This window comes from Pseudomonas sp. GW821-FHT01C01, from assembly GCF_059422645.1.
This window is the reverse complement of sequence record NZ_JBWKXF010000003.1, coordinates 65,129-84,792: the sequence shown is the minus strand read 5'-3', so window position 1 is coordinate 84,792 and position 19,664 is coordinate 65,129. Positions and strand designations below refer to the sequence as shown.

Sequence of the window (19,664 nt, the reverse complement as noted above, 5' to 3'; positions counted from 1 at the left end):
GAGCCATGGGTAACGGTCAGAGGAAAAAGTCATTGCTGTCCTGGCCCATGCTCACGCCGCCGAGGTTCCAGGCGTACTTCGCCGGGCTGTTGGCGACGTGGGCGCGACCGGTGTGAATGTCGCGGAAGGCACGGTTGATCGCGTGACTGCGGAAGATCGTCGAAGCACCGCTGTTGAACATCAGGTCGCCAACAGCCTTGGCGCACTTGTCGGCCACCAGCGCCGAGTCGTAACGCATCTTCACCCGCTCGGGCATGCTCAACGGCTCGCCCTTCTGCGCTCGCTCCAGCATCAAAGCGAAATTGCGATGCAACACGGTCTTGCACTCGTCAACGCAAACCATGGCATTGGCCAGGGCCGATTGCGCGGCCGGGTCCTGAACCATTTTGCGACCGTCATTGACTCCTACTCGCGCACGGTTGTGCTCGACAAACTGATCCACCGCACCTTGCAGGGCACCGATGGCCGAGGACGAAACGGCACGCACGAAAATCTGCCCGAATGGCAGGCGGAACAACGGCGCGGTGTTCACCGCATTGCCCGGGCTGTGCTGCATGAAACCGTCGAACGCCCGATGAGTGCGGTACTCCGGCACGAAAGCGTTCTCCACCAGAATGTCGTGGGAGCCGGTGGCTTCCAGGCCCATGACATTCCAGTTGTCGAGAATCTGGTAGTCGCTGCGCGGCACCAGGAACGTCCGATAATCCGGCGCCCCACCCGCCTCTGCCGGCGGCACCAGCGCACCGAGGAACACCCAGTCGCAATGCTTGCTGCCGGAAGAAAAGCCCCAGCGGCCGCTCAACTTGAAACCACCGTCGACCCGCTCGACCTTGCCCACCGGCATGTACGAAGAAGAGATCAGCACACTGGAATCATCACCCCAGACATCCTGCGCGGCGCGATCGTCGAACAGCGCCAGTTGCCAGTTGTGGATCGCCACCACCCCCAGCACCCACGCCGAGGACATGCAGCCTTCGGCGAGGGTCATCTGCACGTCGAAGAAATCCTTGGGCTCCAGTTCATAGCCTTCCCAACGGGACGGTTGCAGGATGCGAAAGAACCCGGCGTCCTGGAAGTCCTTCAGGGTTTCTTCAGGCAACTGCCCGGCTTGCGCGGCGTTCAGGGCACGTTCACGCAGGATCGGCACCAGCTCACGGGCACGTTGGCTCAGACGCTGGCGAATCAGGTCTTGGTTGAGCATTTTTATTGTTCTCCTTTGTTCACCCCATCCGCCGGGGCGCGCGTGCAACGGGGCGGGTGTAGCGCCCCTACACTCGCATTCAAGCAATGCGCAACAGAGCGGACATCCCTCAAACGGACCATGTGGGATTGGGGAATGGGTATCAGGGGGCATCTGAGAAGGATGTGTTGGTTGACAGGCCGCCTTCGCGAGCAAGCCCGCTCCCACAGTGGGTCTCCGGTTTTACTCGGGACTTGTGGCCACTGAAGATCCCTGTGGGAGCGGGCTTGCTCGCGAAGGCTGTGTGTCAGGCGATGATTATTTTGTGGGTGTACATATCCGTTGCTGCGGTAACGGCCGCTTATGGTTCCGCTCTTACAGCGGGTCACTTTGGAAAAGCCCCAAAGTAACCAAAGGGCTCTTGCCCCTGACATTCGGTGCCTCGCTAAGGCTCGGCATGCCCGCGCTCCGGTCCTGCTCCGTGGGCCCGCCGCCATCGGCCATCCATGGCCGGGGGCGGCTAACCCGGCATCCATGCCGGGTTGCCCACTGCGCAGAACCTGCGCTCGGCCTCACGAGGGGGCGTACACCGCAAAAGCAAAGCGAGGCGGCCTACCGGCCGGCCTGGCTCTTTCCTGCGCATTTCCCTGTAGGAGCAGTCGAGTGCAACGAGGCTGCGATCTTTTGGACGTGATACATCCACAAAATTCCAGTCGGCTGTCGGGCCGTCTTCGCGAGCAAGCCCGCTCCCACAATTGGACCGAGTACATTCGGTAGAGCCAGGTCGGCTGGCAGGCCGCCTTCGCTGGCAAGCCAGCTCCTACGAGGAGCAGGAGCAGATCGGCGTACACACACGCTCTTCACCACTCATCAGGCCGAGCGTTAGCTCGCCTGCAGCACTTGATCTTGATCCACCCGCCCCCTCGGCAGGCTGAGTGGAGGCGTTCATCCGGGGGGGGGCGCGTAGCGCCGTTCGACGCAGTCGAACACATCGAGAGGAGGTCGAAGCGAAGCCGACCGGAGGCGATGCCCCCGGATGAATGCCGGAGCGAAGGAACCCCGAGCCTCAGCGAGGGGCCGGACGCAAGGGGCGAGACCTTTGGTTCCTTTGGGGCGTTTGCCAAAGGGACTCGCCGTAAGGGCGAAACCGCCAGCCGCCGTTACCGCAGCAACGGATATGTACACGGTCAACAAGAGCCTGGTCGGCCCAGAGGCCGCCAAGGCCTAGTCCCCTCGGACGATGTTCAAGACAGGAGCCAGAGCAAGAATCCACCGCACTCCCTGCACAACCAAAAGGCCCAGTGCGATGAACGACGTCAATCTCAAAGCCGACATGCTCCAGGCCATGCGCCGCCTGGCCAAGTCAGTCACCATTATCAGCACCAGCAACGGCTCCGAACGCTTCGCCATGGCCGCCACCGCGGTCGACTCCCTGAGCACCGAACCACCATCGCTGCTGATCTGCGTCAACAAGACCGCCTCCCCCCACGCCGCACTGGCGACCGGCGCGGACTTCTGCGTGAACATCCTCGGCGTCGAACAACAAGACCTGGCCCACCTGTGCAGCGGCGCGATCAAGGGCGAAGCACGCTTCGACCGTGGCAACTGGCTCACCAGCCCCGGCGGCATTCCGTACCTGGGTGACGCGCAATCGGCGATCCTCTGCCGCCAGGACGGCCACTTCAGCTACGGCACCCACACCGTGTTCATCGGGCGCATTCTGCAGATCCACACCAGCGACGCCATCACCCCGCTGGTCTACCTCGACGGCAGCTACACCACCACCGCCAAACCCGCACCTTCTCTCGCAGCCGCTGGCTGAGGCCCGAACATGGACAGCCTGAACCGGTTGACGGCGTTGCGAGTGAACAGCGCCGACCAGTTGCCATGGGATGACCGTTGCGACTTGCTGGTGGTCGGTTTCGGTGGAGCCGGCGCCTGTGCTGCGATCGAAGCCGCCAGCCGTGGTCTCGCCGTGTTGGCGCTGGATCGCTTCGAAGGCGGCGGCGCCACGGCGCTGAGCGGTGGCGTGGTGTATGCCGGTGGCGGCACGCCATATCAGCGTCAGGCTGGCTATGAAGACACCAGCGACGCGATGTTCAATTACCTGCGCCAGGAAGTCGGCGAGGCCGTCAGCCCCGAGACGCTACGGGATTTCTGCGAAGGCAGCCGCGAGCAACTGGCCTGGCTGGAGCGACAAGGCGCGGCGTTCGAGGCGAGCGTTCCACCGCACAAAACCTCGTACCCGAGTGACCAGTACTACCTCTATTACTCGGGCAACGAAGCCGTGCCGGCCTATGCCGCCAGCGCCAAACCGGCGCCACGCGGTCATCGCACCAAAGGCCCGGGCATGTCCGGCGCCAGCCTGTTCGCCCCGCTCAAGGCCAGCGCCTTGCGCCACGGCGCACGCTTGCGCAGCCAGTGCGAAGTGCGGCGGCTGGTGCTCGACCTCGACGACAAGGTCATCGGTGTCGAAGCCTGGCAGTTGCCTGCCGGCAGTCGCGCCGCCCGGCAACATGCACGCCTGTCGCGCTGGGCCAGCGCCATTCATATGTACGCCCCGGCCCTGGCCGACTGCTTGCGCGCCCGTCAGCGTCGCATCGAACAGAGCAGCGCCATCCGCCAATTGATTCGCGCCGAACAGGCGGTGTTGTTGAGCAGCGGTGGTTTCATCTTCAATCGCGATCTGGTGCGCCAACACGCGCCGCAGTACCTGGCCGGTCTGCCGCTGGGCGCCACCGGGTGCAACGGCAGCGGCATCGCCCTGGGCCAAAGCGCCGGTGGCAGCGTGGCGCGGATGGACAAGGTCAGCGCCTGGCGTTTCATCAATCCGCCACTGGCCTGGGCCCGTGGGCTGATCGTCAATGCCCGTGGACAACGTTACGCCAACGAAGAAATCTACGGCGCAACCCTCGGCCACGCCATGGTCGAAGAACAGGATGGCCGCGCCATTCTGATTCTCAATCGGGCGCTGGTTCGAGAAGCACTCAGTCAGGTCGGCCCCGGCAAAGTGTGGAATTTCCAGCGCCTGCCGGTACTGCTCAACCTGCTGTTCAACGCCAAGCGCAGCTCCAGCCTGGCCGGGTTGGCCAAACGCTGCAATCTGCCGCCGGAACTGCTGCGCCAGAGTGTCGAACGTTATAGCCGCGCAGCGCGAGGCGAAGTGGCCGACGAGTTCGGTAAGTCCTCGGCAATGCTCGCCAACCTCGACCAGGGTCCGTGGTACGCCCTCGATCTTTCATTCGCCAGCAAACTCTTCCCCTGCCCGGTCATCACCCTCGGCGGGTTGAAAGTCTGCGAGGCCAGCGGTCGGGTGCTGGACCCTGCCGGCCAGCCAATAAACGGCCTGTACAGCGCCGGCCGCAATGCCGTCGGGGTCGCTTCCAACCTGTATGTCTCCGGCCTGTCCCTGGCCGATTGCATCTATTCCGGTCGCCGGGCTGCCGCCCATGTGGCCGACCAATTCGCACTTCAAACCGCACGATCAGGAGAACAACAATGCAACGTGTAGAAGGCAAAGTCTGCATCATCACCGGCGCCGCCAGCGGCATCGGTCGCGAAGACGCCCTGCTGCTGGCCCGCGAAGGCGCCAAAGTGGTACTGACCGACCTCAACGAAGAAGCCGGCCGCCAGGTGGCTGCAGAAATCGGCGCCAACGCCCTGTTCATCCGCCACGACATCGCCAGCGAAAGCGATTGGCAACACGTGGTCAAGACCACCGTGGAACACTTCGGCCGCCTCGACGTACTGGTCAACAACGCCGCGATCCTGGCCCTGGGCAGCATCGAAGACACCACCCTGGAGCTGTGGCAGAAGGTGCAGAAGATCAACGGCGACGGCTACTTCCTCGGCTGCAAATACGCCATCCAGGCCATGAAGGAAAGCGGTGGCGGCTCGATCATCAACATGTCGTCGGTGGCCGCGTTGGGCGCGATGCCGATGTTCTGCGCCTATTCGGCGTCCAAAGGCGCGGTGGCGGCGATGACCCGCTCCATCGCCCTGCACTGCAAGCAACAGGGTTACCGCATCCGTTGCAACAGCGTGCACCCGGATGGCGTGAACACGCCGATGACCCAGGCCCTGGCCGGTGGTCAGCCAATCCCGCAGGAAGCGCTGGACCAGGACCCGATGAACCGTATGGCCGCGCCACGGGACATTGCCAACGTGGTGCTGTTCCTCGCCACCGACGAGTCGCGGTTCGTCAACGGTGCCGAGATCCGCGTCGACAACGCCCAATTGATCAGCGGGCTCTGAGGCCGAGGTGAACATGGGCACGCAACAACAGAACCTGACCCCGGCCGAACACACGACGGCAAGCGTCTCATTGCAAGTGTGCGCGGTGATCGACGAGACCGCTGACGCGCGCTCGCTGGTGCTGGATGTACCGCCAAACCTGCGTGAGCGCTTTCGCTACAAACCGGGCCAGTTCCTGAGTTTTCGCGTGCCCTTCGCCGGCAAACTGTTGACCCGCTGCTATTCCATGGCCAGCTCGCCCCTCGCGGATGCACTGCCCAAGGTCACGGTGAAACGGGTCGACGGCGGCCGGGTGTCGAACTGGATGAACGAAGTGCAGGTCGGCGACTGGCTGGAAGTGTTGCCACCGGCCGGACATTTCTACCTGGACCCGCAGGCGGACACCGAAAAGCCTTTGGTATTGTTCGGTGGCGGTTCGGGCATCACCCCGGTGTTTTCCATTCTCAAGTCGGTGCTGCACAGCAGTCGGCGGCCGATCAAGTTGATCTACGCCAACCGCGATGAAGCCTCGGTGATTTTCAAGGACGAGCTGTGCCGGTTGATCAAGGCGCATCCTGATCAACTGCACGTGGTGCACGTTCTCGATTCGGTGCAGGGTTTCCTGACGGACCATCAAGTCCGTCATTTGCTGCGTGGATCGGCCGGCGGCGACTACTTCATCTGCGGGCCGGGACCGTTCATGGACACCGTGGAGCGCACGCTGCTGGCGCTGGGCGAAGCGGCCGAACGCATTCATGTCGAACGTTTCGTCTCGCCACCGGACCCCGATGAACTGCTGGCCGAAGAAGCCCTCGCCCGCGAGGCAGCGATGGGGTCGCAGTGCGAGGCGCTGATCGTCGAACTCGACGGCCAGCAACACGAAATTGTCTGCCAACCCGGCGACACCTTGCTGCAAAGTTGCAAGGCCGCCGGCCTGGACGTGCCATCGTCCTGCGAAGAAGGTTTTTGCGGCGCGTGCATGTGCGTGGTCAAGGAAGGTGAAGTCCAGTTGGCGCGCAACGATGTGCTGACGCCCAAGGAACTGGCCGACGGCTGGACGCTGGCCTGCCAGAGCCGGCCAACGGGTGCCCGGGTACGTCTGAAATTCCCGGATTGAGGGTACGCTCCTACGGGGGGAATGCGGTCAATTGTGGGAGCGGGCTTGCTCGCGAAGACGGTGTGTCAGACAACGATGATGTCGAGGCTGCCGCCCCCTTCGCGAGCAAGCCCGCTCCCACAGTTGAAATGTGCACGACGGGAGATCTATTGCTTAGTCTCATTGGACGATCACTCAGGCCAAGTCTGCCGTTAGACTCGGCCACAGCATTAGCCCACAACAATAAAGAGGTGCAGTTATGGCTCGTTTGCAGAATAAGGTCGCGGTGGTCACCGGCGGCGCTTCGGGGATCGGTCTGGCCTGCGTGCGCCGTTTCGCTGCCGAAGGCGCGCAAGTGGTCGGGCTGGACATCGGCGGCGCACCGGCGGATTTCCCCGGCCTGTTCATGACCCTGGACGTGCGCGACGAAGCGCAGGTACAGCAGGTCATGCAAGACGTCATCAGCCGCTTCGGGCGCATCGACATTCTGGTCAATGCCGCCGGCGTCGCCGACCAGGGCAGCGTGACCCAGACCACCACCGCCAACTGGCAACGGGTGATGGACATCAACCTGACCGGCAGCATGCTCACCAGCAAGTACGCGCTGGCGTCGATGGTTGAGCAGCACGGTGGTTCGATCATCAACGTCGGTTCGATCTTCGGCCTGCAAGGCTGCGACGGCAACGTGGCCTACAACGTGTCCAAGGGCGGCATCAACCAGCTGACCCGCTCGATGGCCATCGACTACGGCTATGCCAACATTCGTGTCAACGGCCTGTGCCCGGGCCTGATCGAAACGCCGATGACCAGCATGGTCCGTGACAATGATGCGTTCCACGCCTTCTTCGCCTCGCAGCACATGCTCAGCCGCTCCGGGCAACCGGAAGAAGTGGCCAACGTCGCGCTGTTCCTGGCCTCGGACGAAGCGTCCTTTGTCAGCGGCCAGATGATCGCCGTGGACGGTGGTTTCTCCGCCGGTCGCCGTTTCGCCCCGCCCGCCCAGTAATTCGCGATCCGGCCGGGCGCCCTGCCCGGCCTACTCCCTTTTTCGTATTTGTCTTCTAACCGGGGAGGCCCCATGCCGCCTGTCGCCACCGCACTGACCATCGCTCAACTGTTCGCCAACGCTGCCCAGGCCTACGGCGACCGCCCGGCCATCGAGGACGCGGGCCACACGATCAGCTATCGCCAACTCGACCAGTTGCGTCGCCAGGCTGCCCGCGCACTGCTGGCCCTCGATGTACAGGTCGGGGACCGCGTGGCGATCTGGGCGCCCAACGTATGGGAATGGATTGTCGCCGCCGGCGCCCTGCAAAGTGTCGGCGCCGCCCTGGTACCGCTCAATACCCGGATGAAGGGCAGCGAGGCTGGCTACATCCTGCGCGAAAGCGGCACCTGCGTGCTGTTTGCCATCGGCGAATTCCTCGGCGCGGACTACCCCGGCATGCTGGCGTCGGAAGACCTGCCTGAGCTGCGCCACATCGTCAGCGTGCGCGGCGCCAATTCGGGCACCCTGGCCTGGGAGCGGTTTATGGATCTGGGGGCCGACGTGCCGCAACTGGCCCTGCGCACCCGCGAGCAAAGCGTTGGCCCGCAGGCCTTGTCCGACGTGCTGTTCACCTCGGGCACCACCGGCAAACCCAAAGGCGTGATGACCAGCCACGGCCAGAACCTGCGCATCGTGCGCGACTGGAGCGATATCGTCGGATTGCGCGAAAGCGATCGCTACCTGATCGTCAATCCGTTCTTCCATTCCTTCGGCTACAAGGCCGGTTGGCTGGCAGCGCTGATGCGTGGCTGCACCCTCCTGCCGCAGCAAGTGTTCGATGTACAGGCGGTGCTCGAATGCGTGCAACGCGAACGCATCACCGTGTTACCCGGGCCACCGACGCTGTATCAGTCGTTGCTGGCCCATCCGCAACGCAGCGAGTTCGACCTGAGCTCATTGCGGGTAGCCGTAACCGGCGCGGCGGCGATTCCCGTGGAGATGATCCACCGCATGCGCGACGAACTCGGATTCGCCACCATCGTCACCGCGTATGGCCTGACGGAAGTCTGCGGTTTCGCCACGATTTGCCGCTCCGGTGACTCGGCGGAGCTGGTCGCCAACACCAGTGGCCGCGCCATGCCCGGTGTCGAAGTCCGCTGTGTCGGCAGCAATGGTCGCAGCCAACCGGCGAACATTCCCGGAGAAGTGCAGATTCGCGGTTACAACCTGATGCAGGGCTATCTCAACAACCCCGAAGCCAGCCAGGAAATACTCGACGCCGACGGTTGGCTGCACACCGGCGACATCGGCATGCTCGATGAACAGGGTTACCTGCGCATCACCGACCGCCTCAAAGACATGTTCATCACCGGGGGGTTCAATGTGTACCCGGCGGAGATCGAGCAGTGTTTGCTGACCTATCCCGGCGTGGCCCAGGCCGCGGTGATCGGCATTCCCGACGAACGCCTCGGCGAGGTGGCGATGGCATTCCTGCTGCCTGCCCCCGGGATGGAAATCGAGCAAGCCCGATTCCTCGCCTGGTGCCGTGAGCAGATGGCCAACTACAAGGTGCCGCGCCGGGTGCAGGTGCTGCAGAGCATGCCGATCAATGCGGCGGGCAAAGTGACCAAGAATGTGTTGCGCGAGTGGGCGCTGCAGCCAGTCAGCTGAACGCAACCTTGTAGGAGCTGGCTTACCAGCGAAAGGGTCGGCACATTCAACAGTGATATTGACTGAGACACCGCCTTCGCTGGCAAGCCAGCTCCTACAGGGATTTTGTGTTTTATCTGATAACGAGTCAGACCACCCGCGCCGGATGCTGCTGTCGCGGGTCGCCGAGCATGGCGCGGTGCGACGGTGGCTGGCGGCCTCCGGCTTCGCTGATGCCGTAGCCGGGCGCGATTTCGGCGGTGATCAGGGTCTGTCCGGAGAACCCCATCAACTGCGGATCATTGAGCAAGGCATGAATCACCCGCCCGTTGAACTGCGGGGTTTCGGCATGGGCGAGAAATGCCTGGTACTGCTCGCCATGCTGCTCACCGGCAATCTTCGTGCGTTCGGTCAGTTGCGGTCCGAGCCACAGCGACAACGCCGCCACGCCCTGCCCCTCGAAATCGATCGCCATGTCCGCCGCCAGCTTGTCGACACCGGCCTTTTGCGCGCCGTACGCCGGGCCATGCATGTAGCACCCGGCGCCGAATGACGAAGTGAAGCAAATCAGCCCTTGGGCACTTTTCAGCAACAGCGGTGCGGCGTAGTAACTGGCGATATAGGCCGAGCGCAGACCGACGTCGAGAATGCACACCAGCTCCAGCGGTTTGGCCCAGAACGGTCCTGGTTCGATCAACTGGTCATGGATGAACGCGGCATTGTTCACCAGCAAGTCCAGATGCCCGCACTCTTCTTCTACGCGGGCAAACAGCGCCCGAACCTGGGCGTCATCGGCGTGATCACAGACCACCGCGATACCCCGTCCACCGGCTGCGGTGATCGCGGCGGCAGTGTCTTCCAGCGAACCGCGCAAGGCATGCCCGTATAAATTCGATCCGCCCTGCGCCGGGGGGCGGCCAGTGACGTACACGGTCATGCCGGCCGCCCCGAGGGCCAGGGCGATGCCCTGGCCCACTCCGCGACTGGCGCCGGTCACGACAGCGATCTGTTGACGTGGCTGATTCATTCAACGCTCCCGAACAAGGGTTTCGCCGAAGCGGTTTCGCTCTGGCGCTTGATGTGATTGGCCGCCAGGTAACCGAAGGTCATGGCCGGGCCGATGGTCGAACCGGCACCTGGATAAGTGCGGCCCATCATCGAGGCGGCGCTGTTGCCGATGGCATACAGGCCGTTGATCGGTTGCCCATCCTCGTGCAGCACGCGGGCGTGCACGTCGGTCAGCAAACCACCCTTGGTGCCGATGTCGCCGGCGTCGATGCGCACGGCGTAGAACGGCCCCTTGAGCAACGGCGCCAGGCACGGATTGGGTTGCACGTTCGGGTCGCCGTAGTAGCGGTCGAACAGTGATTCGCCCTTGTGGAAATCCTCGTCGACACCCTGCACGGCCATGCCGTTGAAACGCTGCACGGTGCGGACCAGTCCGCCAGCATCGACGTCGATTTTCTCCGCCAGCTCCTCAAGGCTCGCTGCCTTGTGGAAGTAGTCGCGCAGATGCTCGGGCAGTTGCCAATCGCGCTGGGCGTAACCCGGCAGCAAGGCGCCGCACGGGTATTTGCGCCGGAACTCGGCGTCGAACACCATCCAGCACGGCACGCTTGCGGCGCCCTCGCGGTTGTTGGCATACATCGCGTAAACGATATCGGTGTAGGGTGCGGCTTCGTTGACGAAACGCTCCCCCGCCGCGTTGACCATCACGCACCCCGGCAAGGTTCGTTCGACGAACAGCGCGCGCTGTTTTTCTTCGCCCTTGACGTAAGTGGTCGGCGCCCACCAGCTGTGTTCCATCAACGCGGTCCGCGCGCCAATGGCCTGGCCGGCACGGATGCCGTCGCCGGTATTGTTCGGCGGCGTGGCACTCCAGTTCGCCTGGGACGGCTGCGGCAGATACTGCTCGCGCATGGTCTGATTACGCTCGAAACCACCGGCGGCAATGATCACCCCGTAGCGCGCCTTGACGTTGAGCAACTGACCGTTGCGATTGACCCGCGCACCGCCGACCCGGTCGCCGACCAGCAGCAGCTCTTCGAGCGCACAGTTGAGCCACAGGGATTTGCCGCGATCCTGCAACGAACAGCGCAAGGCACCGATCAAGGCATTGCCCAGGGTCAGGTAGCGGTCGCGGCGGGACAAACGTCGACCCTCGCGGTCACGCCAGTAACGCCACATCACCCGCAGGGTCAGGCGCAACCAGCCGGGGCCACGGCACAGCAGCACTTGCGCTTCCTTCATGGTCATCGCCATGCGCCCCATCATCAGGGTGCCGGGGGATGGCGCACGCATGCGCAAGAATTCTTCGCCGAGTTCGGCGGCATCGAACGGTTGCGGGTCCATGGAGCGATAGCCCGGTTTGCCGCCCGCGACTTCCGGGTAGTAATCGGCGTAACGCGGTTGCGCCTCGAAACGCACGCGGGTGTGTTTTTCCAGGTACTCGACCATCTCCCGGCCATGCTCGACATAGGCTTCGATGCGCCCGTCGTCGATCTCGCCATGGGTCACGGCGCGGATGTAGGCAATCGCTTCGGCCGCCGAATCGCTGCCGCCGATGGCGTTGATCCGATGGTTATTGGGGATCCAGATCCCGCCGCCGGACACCGCCGAGGTGCCGCCATACTCGCCACTCTTCTCGATCAGCAGCGCATTCAGGCCCAGGTCATGGGCGCGCAGCGCAGCGGTCATGCCCCCGGCTCCCGAGCCAATCACCAACACATCACAGCACTCGTCCCATTTGATCCCGGCAGCGTTCATGCGATCACCCTTGTTCAGCGCCCATCAGGCAGAAACCGCCACCGCCGGATCTTCGCCCGGTGCAGTCGGTCTCGGGATTGTTCGCCGCGCACGCCGGGTGTTCATCGTCCGATGGGACTAAGGCGAAGACCGCAGCTCCCCTGATCTCCTGATCTCCTGATCTCCTGATCCCCTGTATCCCTGAATCCCTGTAGGAGCTGTCGAGTGAAACGAGGCTGCGATCTTTTAAAAGGCCAGATCAAAAGATCGCAGCCTCGTTTCACTCGACAGCTCCTACAGGGGATCAGGGGATCAGGGGATCAGGGATTCAGGGATTCAGGGATTCAGGGATTCAGAGATTCAGAGATTCAGGGATTCAGAGATTCAGGGATCCGGTGTCGCTGTTCCCGTGCAAATCGCTTAGTCCGCTTGGACGATGTTGCGCGCAAGTCGTGACTCCATAGTCGCCCACAGCACCAATCCCCCCCCTGAAATGCAGGTCGGGCAGGTCTGACCTGGGCCATGAGGACGACATGATAAAAACAATAATCGCCCCACCAACACAGCACCCTCGCGTACAGCTGGCATTGCTGTTGCTGGCTGGCGGATTAAGCGCTCACGTTAACGCCATGAGCTTTCAGCCGAGCGAAGACTTGAGCATCGACTGGGACACCACGCTGACGTACAGCCTCGCCTGGCGGACCGAGTCGCGCGATCACAAACTGACCGCCAATGCCAACGCCAACGACGGTGACAACGCATTCGACAAAGGCAGCCTGATCAATAATCGCAGTGGCTTTCTCACCGAAGCCAACATCAAGTGGCAAGACGACTACGGCGTGTTTGTCCGTGCGACCGGTTTCTACGACAACGTCTACGATCAGGACAACGACAACACCACCGGCACTTCCAACTGCTTCGCCGGCGGCCATTGCAGCCGGCCTGATCGCTTCTCCCAGGACACCATCGACCAGCATCGCAATGAACTGCGCATGCTCGATTACTACGCCTATGGCACCTGGGACGTGAGCGGCCACGCCCTCAACGCGCGCCTGGGTAACCAGGTGGTGAGCTGGGGTGAGAGCCTGTTCTATCCGGGTATTTCCGCGGCCCAGAGCCCGGTGGACGCGACCAAGGCGACCACCCCGGGCGTCGAGGTCAAGGAAATCCTGCTGCCGGTCGGCCAACTGTTCACCCAGTTCGCCTTGACCGAAAGCCTGGGTATCCAGGCGTACTACCAATACAAGTGGGAAAAGACCGAGCTGTTCGGCGTGGGTAGCTACTTCTCCACCACCGACTTCATCGATGAGGGCGGCTTCAACGACGCCTCCGGTTTTGTCACCCGTCTCAAGGACGACAAACCGAGCGACAGCGGCCAGTACGGCCTGGCCTTCACCTACGCCGCCGAGTCATTGAACAACACCGAGTTCGGCATCTACTACTCGCGTTACCACGACAAGACCCCGTCGCTGGACTTTGCCTCGACCCTGGGACGCTACCAGGTGCGCTACTTCGACAACATCGACCTGTTCGGCGCGAGCTTCGCCACCGTGCTGGGCGATGTCAGCTGGGCCGGTGAAGTCAGCTACCGCGACGGCACGCCGGTGATGGTCGATAACGGTTTCTCCAGCCCCGTGCGTGGCAAGACCGTGCAAGCGCAAACGTCGTTGATCTACGTGCTCGGCCCGACCGCCTTCGCCGACAACACCACCCTGACCGGTGAGGTGGTCTACAACACCGTGGTCAGCAACGACAAGTCGCAACCGGTCACCCTGGCGCCGGGCTTCGTGCTGCCGGGTACCGACAGCCTGGTCTATGACCGCGATGCCTGGGGCTACACGGTGCAGGCGAACTTTGACTACAACGACGTGTTCAGCGGCTGGGACATGTCGGTGCCTGTCACTTTCAGCGCCGCCGCTCACGGCGACAGTTCGATGGTCGGCTCGATCAACGCCGGCCAGAACGATAACCGCGCCAGCATCGGCAGCTCGTGGCGCTACCTGGGCAATTTCACCGTCGAGGCCCGCTACAACGCCTACCTCGGCAACGCCAACAACAGCCCGTTGGCCGACCGCGACAACGTCGCGCTCAACTTCAAGTACCGGTTCTGATTCCCCAATCGGAGGAGCACAGCATGTCCAGATTCACCCAAACATTATTGAGCACGGCGCTGACCGTCGGCCTGCTCGGCAGTGGCCTGGCTTACGCCAAGGTCAGCCCCGAAGAAGCCGCCCGCCTGGGCCAGGACCTGACGCCGATGGGTGCCGAAAAAGCCGGCAACGCCGACGGCAGCATTCCGGCCTGGACCGGCAAATGGCGCGGCCTGCCGCCCGGCCTCAAATACGCTGGCCCGGGCACGCCGTACCCGGACCCGTACGCCGCGGAAAAACCGCTGTTCGTGATCGATTCGAAGAACATGGACAAGTACGCCGACAACCTGACCGATGGCCAGAAAGCGTTGCTCAAGCGCTACCCTGATACCTTCAAGATCCCGGTGTACCCGAGCCACCGCGACTTCCGCCTCGATCAGCGCCTGGAAGACCAGATCAAGAAAAACGCCGTCACTGCCGAACTCGACAATGACAACAACGACACCAAGAACGCCTGGGGTGCTTCGCCGTTCCCGATTCCGAAGAACGGCAGCGAGTTGATGTTCAACCATACCTTGCAAGGGCGCGCCAACACCGAAGAAGCCAACTACGGCCAGGCGGTGATCTACTCCAACAAGGAAAAGGTGCTCGAAGAGGTCAACTACAAGATCTTCTCGATCTGGTCGAGCCCGGACAAGACCCTGGATACCGCCAACGGCGTGCTCACCAACTTCCTGATCACCACGCTGGAGCCGGTGCGCAAGAAAGGCGAGATCGTGGTCGGCCACGAGTTCATCAACCCGACCGCTTCGCCGCGCCAGGCCTGGCAGTACAGTCCGGGCCAACGCCGGGTACGTCGCGCACCGACCGTGGGTTACGACTCGCCAACCGGTGCCGGTGGTTTTCGCGTATACGACGAAGACCGTTTGTTCAACGGTGCGCCGGACCGCTACAACTGGATCATCGTCGGCAAAAAAGAGATCTACATTCCGTACCACAACTACAAGATCGACGACCCGAGCGTAACGGCCGACCAGATCCTGGACACCACCGGTCACGTCGATCCGCAGTACATGCGCTATGAGAAACACCGCGTCTGGGTGTTGCAGGCCAACCTCAAGGAAGGTGCCCGCCACGTGTACGCCAAGCGTGTGCTGTACCTGGACGAGGACACTTGGTCGGCAACCATGGCCGACAACTACGACAGCCGTGGCCAGTTGTGGCGCACCAACATGCAGACCTCGATCTACGCCTACGAGATGCAGCGCTACCACGCTCGCCTCGGCATCTACCACGACCTGATCGCCGGGTCCTACCTGGTTGACCGGATGCTGGTCGATCAGAAACCGGCCAAGCTCAACGCCACCGCCTTCACCGAAGACGAATTCACCCCTGGCAACCTGCGCAAACTCGGCACCCGCTAAACCCACAACGCCCCGACCGATTCATTCGGTCGGGGCGTTGTGCTTTTCTAAATTTGTAGATTTCACGGAAGACTGCCCATGAACAAACTCTTCACCGGCATCATCGCCATGGCCAGCGTTGGCCTGTCGATGCAAGCCAACGCCCTGAACATCCTGCTGACCAACGACGATGGCTGCCGCGCACCCGGCATCGATGCGATGTACCGCGCCCTGACCGCTGCCGGGCATAAAGTCACCCTGGTCGGCCCGTTGAACGACAGCAGCGGCATCAGTGCCGCCAGCGTGGTCGTACCCGGCCAGGCCCTGGCGGTGACCGAACTGGCACCGGGCCGGTTTTGCGTCGGGCCACCGGAAGGCTACAACCCGCCCGCCGGCAAGACCTCTGCCATCGGCACGCCGGTGGATGCGGTCAACGTCGGCCTCGACGTGATCCTCAAGGATTCACCGCCAGACCTGGTGGTATCAGGTAGCAACTTTGGCGAAAACGTCGGCCCGCTGACGCAGATGTCCGGCACCTTGAACGCCGCTGTTCGTGCGATGTTCAAAGGCGTCCCGGCAGTGGCGGTGTCCACGGCCATCGACATGGACCTGATCATCCGCGACCAGCAGGCAGGCGTCCGCAAGACCCTCGGCGCCATGGACGACACGGCGCGCTTTGCCGTGAAGGTGATAGAACAGGCGAACCTGGCCGGAACAGAAGCCAGACAGGCCTGCGCCAGGAGCAAACATCAGTGTGATTTGAACGTGCTGGGCCTGCCGGGTGTCAGCGGCCTGAACCTCAACTACCCGCCGCTGAAACCCGATGAGGTCAAGGGCGTGAGCTTTGCCCCGATCGGCAACTGGGACCGGGTGAACTTCACCTCCCAGCGCGGCGCCGACGGCGTGGTCCACGTCAACCTGGCCGCCCCGACGTCACCGACCGAAGCCCAGCAAAAGGCCGATGCCTATCAACTGTGGCAAGGCCATGCAGTGATCACCGTGATCGACGGCAACATGACGGCACCGGAGGCGGTGCAGGATCAGGCGAAGAAAATCTTGCGCGGGATCAAGCCATAATCCAGCGCAAAACCTGTGGGAGCGGGCTTGCTCGCGAAGGGGCCGGCACCTCCAACATCGATGCTGCCTGATACGCCGCCTTCGCGAGCAAGCCCGCTCCCACAAGGGATTGCAGCCAGACGCAAATCCCGGGAACGCCCAATAACCTTGTAGGAGCTGGCTTGCCAGCGAAGAAGCCGGCACATTCAACATTGATGTTGGCTGACAGGCCGCCTTCGCTGGCAAGCCAGCTCCTACAAAGGTATATGGATGCTTCAGAGGGTGGGTTGAAACGGCACAAACTCGGTCACTTCCAGATCGAACCCGGACACAGCCTTGTACGGCACCGGCGAGCTCATCAGGCGCATTTTGCGCACGTTTTGATCACGCAGGATTTGTGCGCCGATGCCCAGGGTCCGTTGCGGAAACTGCGGTGTGCGCTGCTTGCCGCCGCTGCGCTGGCGCAACTGTTCAAGCACGCCGTCGGCGGTTTCCTTCTGCGCCAGCAACACCAGCACACCGCAATCGGCGGCGGCGATGCTCGCCAGTGAACGCTCCAGGGTCCACTGCTGTGACCCGCCTTCGCTTTCACAGCCCAGAACGTCGCGCAACGTCTCGATGCTTTGCACCCGCACCAGCACCGGTTGCGTGCTGTCGATCCGGCCCTTGACCAGTGCCAGGTGCAACGCGCCCTGGTAGGTGTCCTGATAGGTCGTCACCTGGAACTCGCCGTGGCGGGTATGCAACGGATACTCGTCGCCGCGCTCGATCGTGCCTTCATGCAGGATGCGGTAGTGAATCAGGTCGGCAATGGTGCCGATCCGCAAGCCATGACGTTGGGCGAATTCATGCAACTCGGTACCGCGGGCCAGTTCGCCGTCCTCGTTGAGAATCCCTACCAGGGTCGCCGCCGGTTGCCGCCCCGCCAGGCGTGTCAGGTCGCAAGCGGCCTCGACATGTCCAGCCCGCTGCATCACGCCACCGGGCAGAGCCTGCACCGGGAAGATATGCCCCGGTTGCACCAGGTCCGCCGGTTCGCTGGCCGGGTCGACCGCTACCTGGATCGACCGCGCCCGGTCTGCCGCCGAGATGCCGGTGGACACCCCGGTGGCGGCTTCGATCGAGCGGGTAAAACCCACGCCATGTTGCGCCCGGGAGTTGGGCACCATCAGGTCCAGTCCCAAGGCGCGGCAACGCTGTTCGGTCAAGGCCAGGCAAATCAGCCCGCGCGCCTGCACCGCCATGAAGGTGACCGCCTCGGCCCCGGCCTGTTCGGCGGCCATCAGCAACGAGCCTTCGCCGTTGTTTTCGTCGTCGGTGATCACCACCATCTGACCGGCGCCGATGGCTTCGATCAGTTGTGGCACCGTGTTGAATGCCGGGCCGCTCATTTGAGTGCCCCGCGCAGGTCGGCCGCCGCATCGGTCAGGGCCTGTGCCGCCCCTTCGACAAACGGCGCCATGCTGATAAAACCGTGGATCATGCCTTCGCAACGTTGCAACCGCACCGGTACGCCGGCCTCGCGCAAACATTCGGCCAATGCCTCGCCCTCGTCACGCAATGGGTCGAACCCGGCAGTGATCAGGGTGGTCGGCGGCAAGCCCGCCAGGCTCTCGGCGCGCAGTGGCGAGGCCAAAGGATCATCAGCCTGCCCGGCGTCTTGCAGATATTGCTGCCAGAACCAGCGCATCATCCCGGCGGAAAGCAGATAGCTCTCGGCAAAGTCTTCGAAGGACTGAGAGTCGCAACCTGCGTCCGTGACCGGGTAAAACAGGCACTGATAACTGATCTTCGGCCCCTTGCGTTGTACCGCCAGCTGACTGACCGCCAATGCCAGATTGCCCCCGGCACTGTCCCCGGCCACGGCCAGTCGGCTGCCATCGACGCGCAGTTCAGCGGCGTGCTCAACCAGCCAGCAGGTGGCCGCATAACAATCGAGCGGTGCAGCCGGGAACTTGCTTTCCGGCGCCAATCGATAGGCGACCGACACCACCACGGCATCAGCCTGACGGGCCAGCGAACGGCAGAGATTGTCGTGGGTATCGAGATTGCCCATGACAAATCCGCCGCCATGGAAAAACACCAGCAACGGCAGGTTTGACTCTTCCGATGGCCGGTACAGCCGCGCATCCAGCTCGCCATCTGCGCCGGCCACCCGCAGGTCACGCACCTCGCTCATCGGATCGCCGGGAATGGCCGGCAGCAGATTGTCGGAAAACTGCCGATACTGAGCGGCATCGACCTGGCTGAAATCGGGCTCAGGAATGTCGCGAAACTGCTGGAGAACCCCAGCGATCTGCTTATCGAGCGGCATGGGCATCGTCCTCTACGTCAGTCATTTGAAATTGCGGATTGGTCTCGCCCAGGATGCTCTGCAGCCGGCGCTCAAGGGCCGGTTTGAAACCCTTGTGGGGCAGGATCCAGAAACGTTTTTCCGCAACAGCAGCGAACACCTGCGCAGCCAGTTCCGCCGGGGTCATGCCCTGGCGAATGGTGCTGTCGAGCAGTTGACTGAAGTCAGAACCGGCGGTATCCACCACCTGGTTCGAGGCCATGATTTCACTGGCCACCGGCCCCGGGCACAGCACCGAAACCGACACTGGCGCTCCGAGCATGGCAAGTTCGTAATGCAGGGTTTCCGAGAGCGCGACCACCGCCTGCTTGGTCACGTTGTACGGCGCCATCAGCGGACTGCTGACCAGCCCGGCAAGGGACGCGGTGTTGATCACATGGGCTGCCCGACCCTGACTGAGCAGCAGCGGCACGAAACTGCGAATGCCGTTGATCACTCCGCTCAGGTTGACGTCGAGCATGCGCTGCCATTGCGCCTGGGTGATTTCCCAACTGAAGCCGGTCTGCATTACGCCAGCGTTGTTAAACAACAGGTCGACCCCGCCAAAGTGCGCGACCGCTTGATCGCGCAAGTGCTCGACCTGCTTCACATCACCCACATCGGTGACGCAGGCAATCGCTTGCGCACCACCGGCCTTCAATTCGTCGCACAGGGCTTGCAGGCCCGCCGCATCCCGATCCGCCAGCACCAGGCGCATGCCCAGTGTCGCCGCGTGTTCGGCCAGGCCTCGGCCAATACCACTGGCGGCCCCGGTAATCACCGCCACCGGCCCTTGTTCATCACTCATCGCCAACTCCTGCCATGGGTCCAATGGCGCCAGTAGAGCGGGCCTGCCCAATGCAGCCATCGTCCATTCAGACGATGCCCGCT

The 19,664-nt window shown here is 63.0% G+C and carries 15 protein-coding genes; 9 read left to right on the top strand and 6 right to left on the bottom strand.

Translation table 11 applies throughout. From position 1 onward, the window contains the following. Positions 1 to 16 precede the first annotated feature (16 nt). Entirely contained in the window at positions 17 to 1,201 is a 1,185-nt protein-coding gene (locus AC07XF_RS02995) for an acyl-CoA dehydrogenase family protein (RefSeq protein WP_495025340.1), read from the bottom strand. Between the two features lie 1,285 nt (positions 1,202 to 2,486). Between AC07XF_RS02995 and AC07XF_RS02990 the strand changes: the two genes are divergently transcribed. The 6 genes from AC07XF_RS02990 to AC07XF_RS02965 all read left to right on the top strand — a co-directional run bounded on the left by AC07XF_RS02990 (position 2,487) and on the right by AC07XF_RS02965 (position 9,168). Further along, positions 2,487 to 3,002 (top strand): flavin reductase family protein, encoded by a 516-nt coding sequence (locus tag AC07XF_RS02990; protein WP_495025339.1) that lies wholly within the window; start codon positions 2,487 to 2,489, stop codon positions 3,000 to 3,002. 9 nt (positions 3,003 to 3,011) lie between these two features. Continuing rightward, positions 3,012 to 4,691, top strand: a complete 1,680-nt coding sequence (locus tag AC07XF_RS02985) for an FAD-binding protein (protein WP_495025338.1) — start codon at positions 3,012 to 3,014, stop codon at positions 4,689 to 4,691. Continuing rightward, the gene (locus tag AC07XF_RS02980) at positions 4,679 to 5,434 is read left to right on the top strand and encodes a glucose 1-dehydrogenase (RefSeq protein ID WP_495025337.1); all 756 of its coding nucleotides are present in this window, start codon (positions 4,679 to 4,681) and stop codon (positions 5,432 to 5,434) included. Before AC07XF_RS02985 ends, AC07XF_RS02980 begins: the two co-directional genes overlap by 13 nt. Before the next feature lie 13 nt (positions 5,435 to 5,447). Further along, complete coding sequence (locus AC07XF_RS02975; RefSeq protein ID WP_495025336.1) at positions 5,448 to 6,530, top strand: 2Fe-2S iron-sulfur cluster-binding protein; 1,083 nt, start codon at positions 5,448 to 5,450, stop codon at positions 6,528 to 6,530. Positions 6,531 to 6,768: 238 nt separating this feature from the next. Beyond that, positions 6,769 to 7,515, top strand: coding sequence for an SDR family NAD(P)-dependent oxidoreductase (locus AC07XF_RS02970; protein WP_495025335.1), 747 nt, complete (start codon positions 6,769 to 6,771; stop codon positions 7,513 to 7,515). A gap of 72 nt (positions 7,516 to 7,587) precedes the next feature. Continuing rightward, complete coding sequence (locus tag AC07XF_RS02965) at positions 7,588 to 9,168, top strand: FadD3 family acyl-CoA ligase (RefSeq protein ID WP_495025334.1); 1,581 nt, start codon at positions 7,588 to 7,590, stop codon at positions 9,166 to 9,168. A gap of 127 nt (positions 9,169 to 9,295) precedes the next feature. On the opposite strand, the gene AC07XF_RS02960 is transcribed toward AC07XF_RS02965, so the two are convergent. After that, positions 9,296 to 10,174: an SDR family NAD(P)-dependent oxidoreductase gene (locus tag AC07XF_RS02960; RefSeq protein ID WP_495025333.1), complete on the bottom strand. Its 879-nt coding sequence runs from the start codon at positions 10,172 to 10,174 to the stop codon at positions 9,296 to 9,298. Then, complete coding sequence (locus AC07XF_RS02955; protein ID WP_495025332.1) at positions 10,171 to 11,913, bottom strand: FAD-binding protein; 1,743 nt, start codon at positions 11,911 to 11,913, stop codon at positions 10,171 to 10,173. The genes AC07XF_RS02960 and AC07XF_RS02955 overlap by 4 nt, the downstream gene beginning before the upstream one ends. Before the next feature lie 512 nt (positions 11,914 to 12,425). On the opposite strand from AC07XF_RS02955, the gene AC07XF_RS02950 reads away from it, so the two are divergent. The 3 genes from AC07XF_RS02950 (at position 12,426) to surE (ending at position 16,462) form a co-directional block, all read left to right on the top strand. Next, complete coding sequence (locus tag AC07XF_RS02950) at positions 12,426 to 14,003, top strand: DUF1302 domain-containing protein (protein ID WP_495025331.1); 1,578 nt, start codon at positions 12,426 to 12,428, stop codon at positions 14,001 to 14,003. Positions 14,004 to 14,026: 23 nt separating this feature from the next. Continuing rightward, positions 14,027 to 15,406, top strand: coding sequence for a DUF1329 domain-containing protein (locus AC07XF_RS02945; protein WP_495025330.1), 1,380 nt, complete (start codon positions 14,027 to 14,029; stop codon positions 15,404 to 15,406). 78 nt (positions 15,407 to 15,484) lie between these two features. Further along, positions 15,485 to 16,462 carry a 5'/3'-nucleotidase SurE gene (gene surE / locus AC07XF_RS02940; protein ID WP_495025329.1) on the top strand — a complete coding sequence of 326 codons (978 nt, stop codon included), beginning with the start codon at positions 15,485 to 15,487 and terminating at the stop codon, positions 16,460 to 16,462. Positions 16,463 to 16,716: 254 nt separating this feature from the next. On the opposite strand, the gene AC07XF_RS02935 is transcribed toward surE, so the two are convergent. Genes AC07XF_RS02935 through AC07XF_RS02925 form a run of 3 tightly spaced genes read right to left on the bottom strand, consistent with a single transcriptional unit; the run spans position 16,717 to position 19,581 of the window. Then, the gene (locus tag AC07XF_RS02935) at positions 16,717 to 17,832 is read right to left on the bottom strand and encodes a 3,4-dihydroxy-2-butanone-4-phosphate synthase (RefSeq protein ID WP_495025328.1); all 1,116 of its coding nucleotides are present in this window, start codon (positions 17,830 to 17,832) and stop codon (positions 16,717 to 16,719) included. Continuing rightward, positions 17,829 to 18,755: a LipP1 family hormone-sensitive lipase gene (gene lipP1 / locus AC07XF_RS02930; protein WP_495025327.1), complete on the bottom strand. Its 927-nt coding sequence runs from the start codon at positions 18,753 to 18,755 to the stop codon at positions 17,829 to 17,831. The genes AC07XF_RS02935 and lipP1 overlap by 4 nt, the downstream gene beginning before the upstream one ends. After that, a complete protein-coding gene (locus AC07XF_RS02925; protein ID WP_495025326.1) occupies positions 18,742 to 19,581 on the bottom strand; it encodes an SDR family NAD(P)-dependent oxidoreductase in 840 nt (279 codons plus the stop codon). Before AC07XF_RS02925 ends, lipP1 begins: the two co-directional genes overlap by 14 nt. Positions 19,582 to 19,664: the final 83 nt, after the last annotated feature.

Excerpts from the sequence above, each read along its gene's own strand:
- surE (WP_495025329.1), top strand. The coding sequence starts at position 15,485 with ATGAACAAACTCTTCACCGGCATCATCGCCATGGCCAGCGTTGGCCTG.
- AC07XF_RS02970 (WP_495025335.1), top strand. The coding sequence starts at position 6,769 with ATGGCTCGTTTGCAGAATAAGGTCGCGGTGGTCACCGGCGGCGCTTCG.
- AC07XF_RS02995 (WP_495025340.1), bottom strand. The coding sequence starts at position 1,201 with ATGCTCAACCAAGACCTGATTCGCCAGCGTCTGAGCCAACGTGCCCGT.
- AC07XF_RS02955 (WP_495025332.1), bottom strand. The coding sequence starts at position 11,913 with ATGAACGCTGCCGGGATCAAATGGGACGAGTGCTGTGATGTGTTGGTG.
- AC07XF_RS02950 (WP_495025331.1), top strand. The coding sequence starts at position 12,426 with ATGATAAAAACAATAATCGCCCCACCAACACAGCACCCTCGCGTACAG.
- AC07XF_RS02975 (WP_495025336.1), top strand. The coding sequence starts at position 5,448 with ATGGGCACGCAACAACAGAACCTGACCCCGGCCGAACACACGACGGCA.
- AC07XF_RS02985 (WP_495025338.1), top strand. The coding sequence starts at position 3,012 with ATGGACAGCCTGAACCGGTTGACGGCGTTGCGAGTGAACAGCGCCGAC.
- lipP1 (WP_495025327.1), bottom strand. The coding sequence starts at position 18,755 with ATGCCGCTCGATAAGCAGATCGCTGGGGTTCTCCAGCAGTTTCGCGAC.
- AC07XF_RS02945 (WP_495025330.1), top strand. The coding sequence starts at position 14,027 with ATGTCCAGATTCACCCAAACATTATTGAGCACGGCGCTGACCGTCGGC.
- AC07XF_RS02935 (WP_495025328.1), bottom strand. The coding sequence starts at position 17,832 with ATGAGCGGCCCGGCATTCAACACGGTGCCACAACTGATCGAAGCCATC.
- AC07XF_RS02990 (WP_495025339.1), top strand. The coding sequence starts at position 2,487 with ATGAACGACGTCAATCTCAAAGCCGACATGCTCCAGGCCATGCGCCGC.
- AC07XF_RS02965 (WP_495025334.1), top strand. The coding sequence starts at position 7,588 with ATGCCGCCTGTCGCCACCGCACTGACCATCGCTCAACTGTTCGCCAAC.
- AC07XF_RS02925 (WP_495025326.1), bottom strand. The coding sequence starts at position 19,581 with ATGAGTGATGAACAAGGGCCGGTGGCGGTGATTACCGGGGCCGCCAGT.
- AC07XF_RS02960 (WP_495025333.1), bottom strand. The coding sequence starts at position 10,174 with ATGAATCAGCCACGTCAACAGATCGCTGTCGTGACCGGCGCCAGTCGC.
- AC07XF_RS02980 (WP_495025337.1), top strand. The coding sequence starts at position 4,679 with ATGCAACGTGTAGAAGGCAAAGTCTGCATCATCACCGGCGCCGCCAGC.